The sequence below is a fragment of the Janthinobacterium sp. JC611 genome, from assembly GCF_018682595.1.
GTDB lineage: Bacteria > Pseudomonadota > Gammaproteobacteria > Burkholderiales > Burkholderiaceae_D > Janthinobacterium.
Genome location: NZ_JAFLJN010000044.1, coordinates 1 through 13,871, shown reverse-complemented (window position 1 = coordinate 13,871; position 13,871 = coordinate 1). Strand labels below are relative to the sequence as shown.

The window sequence follows — 13,871 nt, the reverse complement described above, 5'->3', positions numbered from 1 at the left end:
AAAGTCGGTAAAATACGGTGTGTTTATTCAGGCATGGCGCGCCAGAACGGTGGCCGCTGCGGCGGTGGCCTGGTGCGCGCGCACGGCCATGGCGTCGCCCAGCATCACCAGCACGGGGCCGTGGGTGTCGCCCAGGCCATGCGCCAGCGCGCTCAGCGTCAGGCGCACGATGCGCTGGTCTGGGCGGCTGCAGTTTTCAATCACCACCACGGGCGTGTCGGCACGGCGGCCTTGCGCCAGCAGGCGCTGGGCCGTGGCGATGGCTTCGCGCCCGCCCATGTATTGCACCAGGGTGTCGCAGTCGGGAATGCGCGTCTGGTCCGGCTCGCCCGGCGCCGTGCTGGACGTGAAAAAAGCCACGCTGCGCGACACGCCGCGCTTGGTCAGCGGCTGCTGCGTGGCGGCGGCGGCCGCCAGGGCCGTGGTAATGCCGGGCACCACTTCGACGGCGATGCCCGCCTCTTCCAGCGCGCGCAATTCCTCGTCGGCGCGGCCGAACAGCATGGGGTCGCCCCCTTTCAGGCGCACGACGACGGCGTGCTTGCGCGCATGGTCGACCAGTTGCTTGTTGATGAAGGCCTGCGCCGTCGACAACTGGCCGCAGCGCTTGCCGACCAGAATCTTGTGCGCCTGGGGGCACAGCTCCAGCATCTCCTCGGTGACCAGCGCGTCGTGCAGCACGACGTCCGCTTGCGCCAGCAGGCGCGCGCCGCGCAAGGTCATCAGGTCTTGCGCGCCGGGGCCGGCGCCGATCAGGTAGACCTTGCCGGGAAGAGATGCGGAGTTGTTCATGGTATTTGCTTTCCTTAGTCGAGACGAATCATTCCCGCCGCGACGGTCTGGTGGGTCACTTCATCGATCAGGATAAATGCACCGGTGGCGCGGATATCGGCATACGCGTCGGCCGCCAGCGCCTGCTGCACGTTCAGGCTGATGCGGGCGATGTCGTTCAGCTTCAAGCCGTCGGCCGGATGGCGCTGCTGCGTATTGATGTCGAGGATCGAGTCGATCGCCGTCACCTTGGCCGCCGTCTGTTTCGTGCCATGCTTGATCCAGTACTTGCGGCGCAAGTCCAGCGCGTCTTCCGACAGCCAGCACACGTCGGCCACCACTGTTTTCAGCAGGGTGGCAGGGCGCTCGCTGCTGGCCAGCAAGTCGCCGCGCGAGATATCGAGGTATTCATTGAGCAGCAGGGTGACGGACTGGCCCACCACGGCCGTCGGCAGCGAGCCGTCCAGGGTGACGATATCTTTCACTGTTGCCGTCTGGCCCGAGGGCTGCACCACCAGGGTGTCGCCGATGCTGACCTTGCCCGCTTCGATGCGGCCCATGTAGCCACGGAAGTCGTTCGCTTCGTGGCCGTTGTGGCGCGCCACCAGCTGCACCGGGAAGCGGAAGGGCGTGTCGTGCGATTCGTCGTAGACGGACAAGGATTCGAGCAGCTCGATCAGGGTCGGGCCCGTGTACCAGCCCAGCTTGTCGCCGCGCTCGACGACGTTGTCGCCGGTGAGGGCCGACAGCGGGATCGGCGTGATGTCCTTCAAGCCCAGCGACTGGGCGAATGTGCGGTAGGCGGCGACGATGCGCTTGTACACGGTTTCATCGTAGTCGACGAGGTCCATCTTGTTGACGGCCACGACCACGTGTTCGATCTGCAGCAAGTGCGCGATTGTGGAATGGCGCTTGGTCTGGATCAGCAATTCCACGCTGCCATCGTCACCGAGTTTGACTTTCGACACGTCGATCAGGATGATGACGGCGTCGGCGGTCGATGCACCGGTCACCATGTTGCGCGTGTATTGCTCGTGGCCCGGCGTGTCGGCGATGATGAATTTGCGTTTCGGCGTGGCAAAGTAACGGTAGGCCACGTCGATGGTGATGCCTTGCTCGCGTTCCGCTTCCAGGCCGTCCGTCAGCAAGGACAGGTCGACCGTGTCGCCCACCGTGCGCTTGTGCTTGGAGCGCGACATGGCGTCGAGCTGGTCGGCGAAGATGCCCTTGCTGTCGAACAGCAAACGGCCGATCAGCGTGCTCTTGCCGTCATCGACGGAACCGGCCGTGATGAAGCGCAACATGCCGCGTTCCAGGCTGTCGGTTGGTGTGGTGTTGGAGATTGCTGCGTTCATTAGAAATACCCTGCTTTCTTGCGTTTTTCCATCGAGGCTTCGGACGTCTGGTCATCCATGCGGGTGGCGCCCCGTTCCGTGATTTGCGTGATTGCCGTCTCGGCGATGATGGCGTCGACCGTCGCCGCGTCTGACGAGACAGGGCAGGTGCACGAGATATCGCCCACCGTGCGGAAGCGCACGACTTGCGTTTCCACCGTTTCGCCTTCGCGCGGCGGCGTCAGATCCGTCAGCGGCACCAGCAGCCCATTGCGCGGGATCACCTGGCGCTCGTGGGCGAAGTAGATCGGCGGCAATTCCAGTTGCTCGCGGGCGATGTATTGCCACACATCCAGCTCCGTCCAGTTCGAGATGGGGAAGACGCGCATGTTTTCGCCCGGATGCACGCGCGTGTTATACAGGTCCCACAGCTCGGGACGCTGGGCCTTCGGGTCCCAGGCGCCGAATTCGTCGCGGAAGGAAAAGATGCGTTCCTTGGCGCGGGCTTTTTCCTCGTCGCGGCGCGCGCCGCCGATGCAGGCGTCAAATTGATGTTCGGCGATGGTTTCCAGCAAGGTCACGGCTTGCGCCGCATTGCGCGAATCCGTGGCCGGGTTGCGCAGGCGCACCGTGCCCCGCTTGATGGAATCTTCCACGGAGCCGACGATCAGGCGTTCGCCCAGTTCGGCCACTTTCTTGTCGCGGAAAGTGATGACTTCCGGGAAGTTGTGGCCCGTGTCGATGTGCACGAGGGGAAAGGGGAACTTGCCTGGACGGAAGGCTTTCTCGGCCAGGCGCAGCAGGACGACGGAATCCTTGCCGCCGGAAAACAGCAGCGCAGGGTTGGCCGATTCGGCCGCCACTTCGCGCATGATGTGAATGGCTTCCGATTCAAGGCTGTCGAGGTGACGCTGGTTCAAAATATTGCTCATATGGGTGCTTTCTTGTTCTGCTGAGTCTATTGTTTCTGTTCAGGCTGCCACGGACTTGATGCGGATTAACTTGCCGTCCACCATGTGCAGGCCGCATTCCTTGGAGTCCGGATTTTCCCACCACCAACGCCCGGCCCGTACATCTTCGCCCGGCTGGACGGCCCGCGTACACGGTTCGCAGCCGATCGACGGGTAGCCCTGGTCGTGCAGCGCATTGTAGGGCACGTCGTTGGCGCGGATGTACGCCCACACGTCGTCTTCCGACCAGTCGGCCAGCGGATTGAATTTCGTCATGCCATGCGCGGCGTCCTCTTCCTGCACGTGCAGTTCGGCGCGCGTGGTGGATTGGGCGCGGCGTTGTCCCGTCACCCACGCCTTGTTGCCGGCCAGGGCGCGGCCCAGCGGTTCGACCTTGCGGATGCGGCAGCACTCGCGGCGCATCTCGACACTATTGTAGAACGCGTTCAGACCGTTTTGTTCCACGTAGGCAGCCACCGCTTCCGGCTGCGGGCGGTACAGGGTGATGTCGTGGTCGTAGCGGGCCTTGACCTTGTCGAGCACGGCCAGGGTTTCCTGGTGCAGCCGGCCAGTTTCCAGGGAAAAGATGCCGATGGGCAGCTTCGCCTTGAGAATCATGTCGGTCAGCACCATGTCTTCGGCTGCCAGGCTGGACGCGAACACGGCCGGCGAAAACTCCGCGGCGACGCGTGTCAGCGTTTGCTCGGTGGCGTGTATCAAAGAAGTCAGATCGCTCATGATGGGTCCTCAGATGCCGGCCGCGTTGTCGAGGTCGGGATTCTGGCCTTCGCGGTGGTGGCGGCGGAACAGCGGCGACTTCTGATCCCACGACGCCTGGTAGGTTTCCGAAAAGACGGACAAGCCTTTCAGGGCGTCATGGATGCTGCGGTCCGGACGCGTCGCATACGCGTCGAAGCCGACCCTGTGCATGGAAAACAGCTGGTCGCGCAGCACGTCGCCGATGGCGCGCAATTCACCCTGGAAACCCAGGCGGGCGCGCAGGTTGAAGGCGATGGAATAGCCGCGGCCATCGGTGAATTTCGGGAAATCCACGCCGATGACGGGCAGTTGCGCCACGTCGGCGGCCAGTTCTTCCGGGCGCTCGTCGCTGGCCAGCCAGACGCCGATGTCGGGCAGGCGCGCCAGCAGCGTTTCGCGCTGGGCTTGCCATACGGGCAGGGGCACGATGACCTTGCCGGCGGGAACGATCACCGTTTCCGGCGTGTCGTTGTCATCGAGGCGCAGCAAGCCCCAGGTATTTGGCACCACGGCGGCGTTCTTGATGATTTCTTCGCGTACTTCAAACATATTCGTCTTCTCCCACCAGGTTGCCGACCGTGATCGGCGTTGCATATACGTGTTCCTTGAACGGCGCCAGGCCCAGGCGCTGCGCCGTGTCGACGAAGCGCTCGCCGTCAATGCGGTCGCGCACGTAGACGTGCAGCAGGCGGCCGATGACTTCAGGCATTTGCAGGGAAGAGAACGATGGTCCGATGATCTTGCCGATGGCCGCGTTGTTGCCCTGCGCGCCGCCGATCGACACTTGATACCATTCGCTGCCATCCTTGTCGACGCCGAGGATGCCGATGCTGCCCACGTGATGGTGGCCGCAGGCATTGATGCAACCGGAAATATTCAGTTCGATCTCGCCGATGTCGTGCTGGAAGTCGATGCTGTCGAAGCGTTCCGCGATGGCGGCCGCGATCGGCAGCGACTTGGCGTTGGCCAGCGAGCAGAAGTCGCCGCCGGGGCAGCAGATCATGTCCGTCAGCAAGCCGATGTTCGGCGTGGCCAGGCCGTGCGCCTTGGCTTCCTGCCACAGTTTGAACAGTTTCGACTGTTCCACGTCGGCCAGCACCAGGTTTTGCTCATGCGTCACGCGCAGTTCGCCAAAGCTGTAGCGGTCGGCCAGGTCGGCCACGAAGTCGATCTGCTCGGCCGTCGCGTCGCCCGGCGGCACGCCCGTTTTCTTCAGGGACAGCACCACGGCCACGTAGCCGGGGCGCTGGTGCGGCTTGACGTTGCGCGCCAGCCAGTTCACATAGGCCTTGTTGTCCGCGTGTTCGGCCTGGTAATCGAATTCCGGCAGGGCCAGGTAGGCGGGCGGATTGAAGAAGTCCGCCACGCGCTGCATTTCCTCGACGGTCAAGGTTTCCGGACCGTCCTTCAGGTCGACCCATTCCGCTTCCACCTGGCGCGTGAATTCTTCCACGCCGATGGCTTTCAGCAAGATCTTGATGCGCGCCTTGTATTTGTTGTCGCGGCGGCCGTGCAGGTTGTACACACGCATGATGGCCTGGATATAGGTGAGCAAGTGCTGCCATGGCAGGAAGTCGCGCACGACGCTGCCCAGGATCGGCGTGCGGCCCATGCCGCCGCCCGCCATCACCTTGAAGCCCACTTCGCCAGCGGCATTGCGCACGGCCGTCAAGCCGATGTCGTGCACGGCGATGGCGGCGCGGTCTTCCTCGGCGCCATTGATGGCGACCTTGAATTTACGCGGCAGGGCGATGAACTCGGGGTGGAAGGTGCTCCACTGGCGCAACACTTCCGCGTACGGGCGCGGATCGATGATTTCATCGGCGGCGACGCCGGCGAACGGGTCCGATGTTGTATTACGGATACAGTTGCCGGAAGTCTGGATGGCGTGCATTTCCACGGAAGCCAGGTCCGTCAGGATGTCGGGTGTCTGCTCCAGTTCGATCCAGTTGAACTGGATGTTCTGGCGCGTCGTGAAGTGGCCATAGCCGCGGTCATACTTGCGCGCGATGTGTGCGAACATGCGCATCTGCTTGGACGACAGCAAGCCGTAGGGCACGGCGATGCGCAGCATGTAGGCGTGGCGTTGCATGTACAGGCCGTTTTGCAGGCGCAGTGGAATGAATTCCTCTTCCGTCAGTTCATTGGCGATACGGCGCGCAACCTGGTCTCGGTACTGGGCGATGCGTTCTTTGATGATGAGGTGGTCGTACTGATCGTAATGGTACATATCAATTCCTAAAAAAGCCGGGATGCTGGAAGACTGCCTGGGATGATGTTCTTGATGCTGCTCGTGTTATTTAGTAGATTAGCTTTACTGCCACGCCGGTCAAGGTCATCGCCAGCAGTACTCTTAAAAACTTTTCCGGCACGGAGCGGGCGACCCAGGAACCGAGCGTGATGCCGGGCAGGGAGCCGACCAGCAAGGAGGCCAGCAATTCCCAGTGGATGGAGCCGAGCCACCAGTGGCCCAGGGCGGCGATGGCCGTCAGGGGCACGGCGTAGGCGATGTCGGTGCCCGCCACTTCGGCCGAGCTCATGCGTGGATACAGCATCACCAGCAGGGTCGCGCCGATGGCGCCGGCGCCGATGGACGACACCGTCACCAGCACGCCCAGCACGGCGCCGGCGATGATGGTGGCGGCGGCAAGCTTGTTGCCGTGTAATTGTTTCTCCGGGTGCGCGTTGATCCAGGCCAGCATGCGCGCCTTGAAGATCAGGGCCACGACGGTCAGCAGCACGGAGCCGGCGATCGAGTAACGGATGATCTGGCCGATTTCCGGCGACAGGGTGCCGAACGATTTCAGCGCCAGGGTCGCGATGACGGCGGCCGGCAGGGCGCCGATGCACAGGCGCTTGACGATATCCCAGCGGATGGTGCCGCGCAGGCGGTGCGTCAGGGTGCCGGCGCTCTTGGTGATCGAGGCGAAGGCCAGGTCGGTGCCCACCGCCACGGAGGGCGGCACGCCAAACAGCAAGGTTAACAGCGGCGTCATCAGCGAGCCGCCGCCCACGCCGGTCATTCCTACGAGTAATCCTACGGCAAATCCTGAGACTATATAAGACAAAGTCATGCTTGCACCCCCAAAGTACTCGCAATAGTAATAAACTTAGTGTTTATTCCAAACTACTTAGTACGCATTTGCTTATATGCGATATGCGTATATGCATGAACGCAAAATCATGGGTGGGGCGGAAACTCGGTAAATCACGGCAATCTAGGGCAAACCAGCAATGAATCTCCATCAACTGCGCTTCGTGCGCGAAGCGGTCCGGCAGAATTACAACCTGACGGACGCCGCCAAGGCCTTGTTTACGTCGCAACCGGGCGTATCGAAAGCCATCATCGAGCTGGAGGAAGAGCTGGGCGTGGATATTTTTACACGCCACGGCAAGCGTATCCGTGGCTTGACGGAGCCGGGCCGTCTGGTGCTGGAGTCCGTCGAGCTGATCATGCAGGAAATCGACAGCATGAAGCGCATCGGCAAGGAGTTCGCGGCGCAGGACAGCGGCAGCTTTACCATTGCCACCACGCATACGCAGGCGCGCTACACCTTGCCCAAGGTGGTGCAGGCGTTCATGCTGAAGTTCCCGAAGGTAAGATTATCTTTATTGCAAGGCAATCCGCGCCAGATCGCCGAGATGGTGCAGCGCGACCAGGCCGACCTGGCCATCGCCACGGAATCGATCGCCGCCATCGACGGCCTGATTACCTTGCCCTGCTATCAATGGGAGCATGTGGTGGTGGTACCGGTCGACCATCCGCTGCTCAAGTCGAAGTCCGTGACCCTGGAAGAGATCGCCGCTTTCCCCCTGATTACCTATGACAGCGCGTTCGCCGGACGCAACAAGATCGACCATGCTTTCGTGCTGCGCGGCCTGAAGCCGGACATCTTGCTGGAAGCCATCGATGCGGACGTCATCAAGACTTATGTCGAGTTGGGCATGGGGATTGGTATCATAGCGGGTATGGCCTTCGATGCCGAGCGCGACAAAGGCTTGCGCGCCATCCCTGCCGGCCACCTGTTCGGCATGAATGTGTCGCGCGTGGCCGTCAAGCAAGGCGCATATTTGCGCAGCTATATCTATACCTTTATCGAGTTGCTGACGCCAACCCTGAACCGCAAGCTCATCGAGCAGGCGATGAGTGGTGATAAAGAGCACTACGAACTATAACAATGCATGAAGTCGGCCGGGCGAGGTGCCTGGCCAAGATTATTTAAGAAGAGAAGAAACAATGATTACCGATCAGCTTGCCAAGTATTACGCCACCATCGCGCAGCAGTACGAGCGCGTCTATGACAAGCCCGAACGCCAGGAGGACCTGGAAGTGTTGCGCGACAAGGTCGCCGACGTGCTGGAAGGCCATACCGTGCTGGAACTGGCTTGCGGCACCGGTTATTGGACGGAAGTGGTCGCCGAGTCGGCCGAGTCCGTGCTGGCCACCGACATCAACGATGAAATGCTGGCGCTGGCCCAGGCACGCGGCTTGCCCGACAATGTCAGCTTCGCCAAGTTGGATGCGTTCAATTTGCCCGATGACTTGCTGGGCAAGTTCACGGCCGTGTTCGCCGGTTTCTGGTGGTCGCACGTCAAGCGCGAAGACCAGGACAAATACCTGAAGCAATTGCGTAGCAAGCTGGGCAAGGACATCCTGCTGGTGTTGATCGATAATTCCTATGTCGATGGCAGCAGCACGGTTATCGCGCGCACCGACCTGGAAGGCAATACCCACCAGTTCCGCACGACGGATGGCGGGGAGCGCTATGAAGTGCTGAAAAATTTCCCATCGGATAGCCACCTGCGCAAGAAGTTTGCCCACTCGGCCCGAGAAATCCGCATGAAGCGCCTCGAATACTACTGGCTGCTGAGCTGCCGCCTGAAGTAAGGCTGGCACGGCAAGACAAACCGCCTGCGGGCGGTTTTTTTTCGCCTGTTGTTTTTATCTGACAAGATGTTGTGCTAAAAAACAACATCTTGTCGATGTCATATTGTTGAAGTATTTGGTGGGCATGATTCGGTTCAGCAGCTAAGCAGCACCACATCTTGTCCAACCTAAAGTAGAGAATCTCAAGTGAAAAAAATTACTCTGGCAGCATTGATCATCGCTACCTTCGCAGCGGCCACGGCGCAAGCACAATCGAACGTCACCGTGTATGGCCTGGTTGACCTTGGTATCGCCAAGACCACTGGCCAGCCGACGGTACAACGCGAAAACAATGCGTCGCGCCTCGGTTTCAAGGGGACGGAAGATCTGGGTGGCGGCCTGTCCGCAATTTTCAACCTGGAAAGTGAATTCCTGGCTGACACCGGCGCGCAAAAAGGCGTGTTGTTCGACCGTCAAGCCTACGTGGGCTTGAAAGGCGCGTTTGGTACCGCCATCCTGGGCCGCACCAAGAACCTGGTCGATGGCACCATCGCCCGCGTCGATCCCTTCAATACCTACGGCGTGGTCGGCAAGAACAATGAAACCCTGCTGCGTTCGGGCGTCGGCACGTCGCGCGTCAACAATGCCGTGACCTACAACAGCCCAAGCTTTGAAGGTTTCGTGGGCAGCCTGCAATACGTGCTGAGCGAAGTCAACAGCGCTGACGCGGGCGTGATCGGCCTGGCAACCTACGACAACGGCCCGATCAGCTTGCACGCCGGCTACGAAAAAGCCGTGCAAGCAACGGCAACGGCCGCCAAGCCTGACCTGTGGTCCATCGGTGGCGGCTATAAATTCGGCCCGGCCAAGATCACGGCCGCCTACTCGAAAGGCGACACCAAGGTGGCAAGCACCGGTGAATACAAATCCTACCTGATCGGCCTGAACTACACGGTTGGCGGCGGCGATGCCAAAGTGTCGTATGGCAAACAAGAGCAAAGCAACAACAAGTTCAAGGATCGGGACACCATCAAGGAATTTGGCGTCGGTTACGACTACCACCTGTCGAAGCGCACCGATGTGTACGCTTATGCTGGCCGCGAGCGCGTCAAGTCGCTGACCTCGTACCAGATCGGCCTGGCACACAAATTCTAAGCATCATGTGATGTGACGAAGTGGAAGGCGCCTGCGGGCGCCTTTTTTTTATTGCATCGCCGCTGCCGCCTTCTCGGCATGCATGGGTAGCGAGATGTCGATGCGCGTGCCGCCCAGGTCGCTATCGGCGCCGATATGGATGCTGCCATTCAAGCCCCAGACCCGCTCGCGCATGCCCAGCAAGCCCAGGGCCGTGGCTTTTTCCAGGTCCTGTTCGGCGATGCCGCGGCCGTCATCCTGGATGGTGATCGCCAGTGAGGAGTCGATGCGGTGCAGGGCAATGGTGATGTGGCTGGCCTCGGCATGGCGCGAGATATTCGTCAGCGCTTCCTGCACGATGCGGTAGATGGCCGTGCTGCGCGCATCGTCGAGCACGAGGTCGGCTTCGTCGGCCAGCAAGTCGAAATGGATGGCGCGGCGCAGCAGGAAGTCGTGGCGTAGTTTTTGTAGGGCAAAATACAATCCCCCTTCATCGAGCGCGCGCGGGCGCAGGTTGCTGGCGATGCGCCGCAGCGAGGTGATGGCCGTCACCAGCAAGCCGTCCATGCTGTGCAGCAGCGCTTGCAGGGGCGCGGTGGTGTCCGTGTGCTGGCGCACCAGAGTCAGGTCGACGCGCAAGGTGGCAAGCAATTGCCCTAGGTCATCATGCAGTTCGCGCGCGATATGCTTGCGTTCTTCTTCGCGGATGGTTTGCAGCGCGCTCGACAATTCGCGCAGTTGCGAAAAGGAACGGGCCAACTGCTCATGCATCTGCTGGCGCGCAGTGATGTCGCGCACGATGATGGTAAACACGCTGTGGCCGTCTTCCTGCATGGCCGAGAGCGAACCTTCGAGCGGAAACATGGCGCCGTCGCTGCGCCGTCCCGTCAAGGTGTAATCGGTGGCGCGCCGGCCCGTCAGGCGCAGCTCCTGGCTGATGTCGCCAAAGGGCGGATCGCCAGCGTGCTTGCCCAAGCCGCCCAAGGTGCGCAAGTCGCGCAGGATGTAGTGGCCCAGGCGCATGCCGCGCATGCCGGCCGGCGTATCGTCGAACAATCTGGCTGCCGCCGCGTTCGCATGCAGGATGATTTGCCCGCTGTCGATGCTGATGATGGCGTCGCTGGCGCTGTCGATGATGGCCTGGCCGCGCGCCTGTCGTTGCCGGCGGGCTTTAAGTGGAGGAAACAAGCACAGCAAAAGCGCCGCCGCCATGCCCAGCGGCAGGATGCGCAGCAGTGTCGAACTGCCTCGGTCAGGCATGGGGTTCTCCTTGCGAACATGAACGAAGGCAGGCAAGACAGGAATGGCGGACAGGACTTGTCATAGCCTATGCCTGTTGGCGCGGCATGGCTTGATGTGGCGCAGGAAGGGGAAAGAAGAGGGGGGGGGGGCGCCGCGCCGGCCTGGGCCGGGCGGCGGCGAGCCGCTTACATTTGCTTGAACAGGTGCAAGAAGCTGCGGCTCACTTCGAGCTTGTCGGACTTGCCTTTGATGAGTACCAGGTGGCGGCCGCGGATGTCGCGCGTCACGCCTTCGATGGCATTCACGTTGACCAGGGTGGCGCGGTGGATTTGCCAGAACAGCGAAGGATCGAGTTCTTCGGCCAGGTCGCGCACGGGCTTGCGGATCAGCGCCTCATACTTGGCGGTCTGTACGCAGGTGTATTTCTCGTCAGAACGGAAGAACAGGATTTCTTCCACGGGGATCATGCGCAAGTCCTGGCCGATGCTGGCCTGTATCCATTGCAGGTAAGTGGGCTTGGCCGTGATTTTTTCCGCCAGCTGCGACAGCATGGCCGTGACGCTGCTGTTGACGTCCAGGGCCGGCTTGTTCAAGTGCGTTTTCAGGCGCTCCACCGTGACCAGCAAGCGTTCATGCTCGGGCGGCTTGAGCACGTAGTCGACGGCGCCCCGTTCGAAGGCTTCGACGGCGTGCGTATCATAGGCCGTGACGAAGACGATATGCGTCTTGCCGCCTATCACTTGCGCCGCTTCCATGCCCGTCTTGCCCGGCATGCGGATATCGAGGAAAGCAAAATCGGGTTTGAGTTGTTCCACCAGTTCGATCGCTTCGTCGCCATTCTTGGCTTCGCCGATGATTTCCAGTTCGGGCCAGGCCTGGCCCAGGCGCAGGCGCAACTGGTCGCGCATCAGTCTTTCGTCGTCGGCAATAATAGCGGTAGGCATAGGTCTCAAGTGTGAACAGGTGAAGATTGATTATTCAATGATTTAGCGTTTTTATCAACTACTCTGTCTTATTTGGACAATTGATATGGCACTTCGATCACGGCGCACACGCCGGACGGTTGATTTGGCGTAATGGTCAGGCTGCCCTGATCGCCATGCAGCAGCTTCAGGCGCTCCCGGATAGTGGGCAAGCCCAGTCCCGTGCCATCGCTGGGCACCACGCCAAAGCCCAGGCCGTCATCGGTGACGGTGACGCGCAGCTTGCTGTGCGCCACTTCGGCGACGATGCGCAGGGTGCCTCCTTCCGGCTTGACTTCCAGGCCGTGCTTGATGGCATTTTCCACCATCGATTGCAGCATCATGGGCGGGAAGGCGGCGCTGCGCAGGCCGTCGGGAATCTGGAAGTCGACGGTCAGGCGTTCTTCCATGCGCATTTTCAGCAGGTTCAAGTACGCTTGCACCATGTCCGCTTCACGTCCCAGGTTGGTGATCAGGGCGTTGTCGCGCATTTGCGGCAACACGGCGCGCAGATACTGGATCAGGCTGCGCTGCATCTTGGCGGCACGCGGCGGATCGACCTGGATCAGGTGCTCGACGGAGGCCAGCGTGTTGAACAGGAAGTGCGGCTCGACTTGCGCCTGCATCATCTGCATCTTCGCTTCGCTGAGCTGGCGCTGCATGGATTCCCGTTCGGCTGCCTCATTCGCCGTGACGGTTTCCGCTTCCGCGCGTTTCTTGCCGCCCACCAGGGCTTTCATGGCGAACAGGGCCAATACCAGCAAGGAGACAAAGCTCTTGAACCAGGTCGAGGCTTGCTGGTGGTAGCGCGACACTTTTTGTTCTGCAGCATCATCGACCGCTTCCTCGATGGCATTCGACAACTCTTCACCGATTTGCGGCGGCAATTCGATATGCACTTCTTCCCCCGAGGCATTCGTGGTCACCGGGTAGCTGGGCTTGGCGGGGGTGGCGGGTGGCGCGGGTGGCACTGGTGGCACGGCGCTGGCTTGGGCGTCCGCCTCGGCGGCCTCGGCCGGCTCGCTGGTCGCATCGGCGGCGCTGCTACGCCGGTTTTTGCTGTTGCGGGGATTGAAATGGATGCCTGTATCGTCGATCAGGATATTGGTTTCACCCGAACCCTTGTTGCTGCGTTTATGCGACTTGATGACAACTTCCTCGTCCGGGCTGGACGAGAACAGTTCATCTTGCAAAATGGAGCCGGCGATCAGGGCCAGCGCAGCGAACAGGAAAAATTTCCACCAGGACAGTTGGGTGACCCAAGTCGTCGTCGCATCGAATGCCCGTTGCAACCAAGCGAGGATGGTTTTCAACAATTGGGGCAGGTTGGAAATCGGAAGCATGGGGGGCACTTTCAAGTACAAGAGTTAATCGACGCAGCGGGCAAGTTTAACCCTTGTTGAGTAGCGTCAGAGTCTGATGTTGCCACTGTGCCTAAAGACCACGCACTACGCCAGCCGATTGCGACAGGCTGCACAAAAAGGCGCTTGAAGTGAAGACCAGGCTTGCTGGGCGGTGAGGGCGGCAAAATAGCGCTTGCGGCGCGCGCGGTGCAGGGCTATAATTCGCCCCCTCGCTGAACGACGCATGCAAATGCCGAGTGAAGCAGGGTGAAAAAGAAGGTTGACGAAATGCTGCAAATGCTTCATACTCTTCCTTCTTCGCAGCTGACAAACACAACGCTTTGTCGATAGCGCGAAAGTAGCACCGAATACAGTTCTTTAACAATTAACAGTCGATAAGTGTGGGCATTTGATGCAAGTGCAGCGCCAATCTTAGGATTGGCGTCTAACTTAAAATATCAAATGTTCACAAGAAATAATGAAATAGGATACTTCTTCGGAAGTAGCCT

Annotated in this window: 13 protein-coding genes; 3 read left to right on the top strand and 10 right to left on the bottom strand. The window is 60.7% G+C overall.

All coding sequences use genetic code 11. From position 1 onward, the window contains the following. Nucleotides 1-27 precede the first annotated feature (27 nt). From cobA to J0O65_RS23900, 7 genes are all read right to left on the bottom strand, one after another. Nucleotides 28-792, bottom strand: coding sequence for a uroporphyrinogen-III C-methyltransferase (gene cobA / locus J0O65_RS23930; protein WP_215409685.1), 765 nt, complete (start codon nt 790-792; stop codon nt 28-30). A 14-nt stretch (nt 793-806) separates the two neighbouring features. Then, nucleotides 807-2,126: a sulfate adenylyltransferase subunit 1 gene (locus J0O65_RS23925; RefSeq protein WP_215409684.1), complete on the bottom strand. Its 1,320-nt coding sequence runs from the start codon at nt 2,124-2,126 to the stop codon at nt 807-809. Then, a complete protein-coding gene (cysD, locus tag J0O65_RS23920) occupies nt 2,126-3,067 on the bottom strand; it encodes a sulfate adenylyltransferase subunit CysD (protein WP_353056243.1) in 942 nt (313 codons plus the stop codon). Before cysD ends, J0O65_RS23925 begins: the two co-directional genes overlap by 1 nt. 9 nt (nt 3,068-3,076) lie before the next feature. Beyond that, nucleotides 3,077-3,793 carry a phosphoadenylyl-sulfate reductase gene (locus tag J0O65_RS23915; RefSeq protein WP_215409682.1) on the bottom strand — a complete coding sequence of 239 codons (717 nt, stop codon included), beginning with the start codon at nt 3,791-3,793 and terminating at the stop codon, nt 3,077-3,079. A gap of 9 nt (nt 3,794-3,802) precedes the next feature. Then, nucleotides 3,803-4,363, bottom strand: coding sequence for a DUF934 domain-containing protein (locus J0O65_RS23910; protein ID WP_215409681.1), 561 nt, complete (start codon nt 4,361-4,363; stop codon nt 3,803-3,805). Further along, on the bottom strand, nt 4,356-6,044 hold the full coding sequence (locus tag J0O65_RS23905; RefSeq protein WP_215409680.1) for a nitrite/sulfite reductase: 1,689 nt from the start codon (nt 6,042-6,044) through the stop codon (nt 4,356-4,358). The genes J0O65_RS23910 and J0O65_RS23905 overlap by 8 nt, the downstream gene beginning before the upstream one ends. Before the next feature lie 70 nt (nt 6,045-6,114). Continuing rightward, nucleotides 6,115-6,888: a sulfite exporter TauE/SafE family protein gene (locus tag J0O65_RS23900; protein ID WP_215409679.1), complete on the bottom strand. Its 774-nt coding sequence runs from the start codon at nt 6,886-6,888 to the stop codon at nt 6,115-6,117. A 160-nt stretch (nt 6,889-7,048) separates the two neighbouring features. Here J0O65_RS23900 and J0O65_RS23895 point away from each other — a divergent pair, with 160 nt between their 5' ends. From J0O65_RS23895 to J0O65_RS23885, 3 genes are all read left to right on the top strand, one after another. Then, nucleotides 7,049-7,990: a CysB family HTH-type transcriptional regulator gene (locus J0O65_RS23895; RefSeq protein ID WP_215409678.1), complete on the top strand. Its 942-nt coding sequence runs from the start codon at nt 7,049-7,051 to the stop codon at nt 7,988-7,990. 61 nt (nt 7,991-8,051) lie between these two features. Beyond that, the gene (locus J0O65_RS23890; protein WP_215409677.1) at nt 8,052-8,702 is read left to right on the top strand and encodes a class I SAM-dependent methyltransferase; all 651 of its coding nucleotides are present in this window, start codon (nt 8,052-8,054) and stop codon (nt 8,700-8,702) included. A gap of 186 nt (nt 8,703-8,888) precedes the next feature. After that, nucleotides 8,889-9,836, top strand: a complete 948-nt coding sequence (locus tag J0O65_RS23885; RefSeq protein ID WP_215409676.1) for a porin — start codon at nt 8,889-8,891, stop codon at nt 9,834-9,836. Nucleotides 9,837-9,884: 48 nt separating this feature from the next. On the opposite strand, the gene J0O65_RS23880 is transcribed toward J0O65_RS23885, so the two are convergent. From J0O65_RS23880 to J0O65_RS23870, 3 genes are all read right to left on the bottom strand, one after another. Continuing rightward, nucleotides 9,885-11,075 (bottom strand): PAS domain-containing sensor histidine kinase, encoded by a 1,191-nt coding sequence (locus J0O65_RS23880; RefSeq protein WP_215409675.1) that lies wholly within the window; start codon nt 11,073-11,075, stop codon nt 9,885-9,887. Between the two features lie 167 nt (nt 11,076-11,242). Further along, nucleotides 11,243-12,001: a LytR/AlgR family response regulator transcription factor gene (locus J0O65_RS23875; RefSeq protein ID WP_034782231.1), complete on the bottom strand. Its 759-nt coding sequence runs from the start codon at nt 11,999-12,001 to the stop codon at nt 11,243-11,245. A 68-nt stretch (nt 12,002-12,069) separates the two neighbouring features. After that, complete coding sequence (locus tag J0O65_RS23870; protein WP_215409674.1) at nt 12,070-13,362, bottom strand: sensor histidine kinase; 1,293 nt, start codon at nt 13,360-13,362, stop codon at nt 12,070-12,072. Nucleotides 13,363-13,871 lie beyond the last annotated feature (509 nt).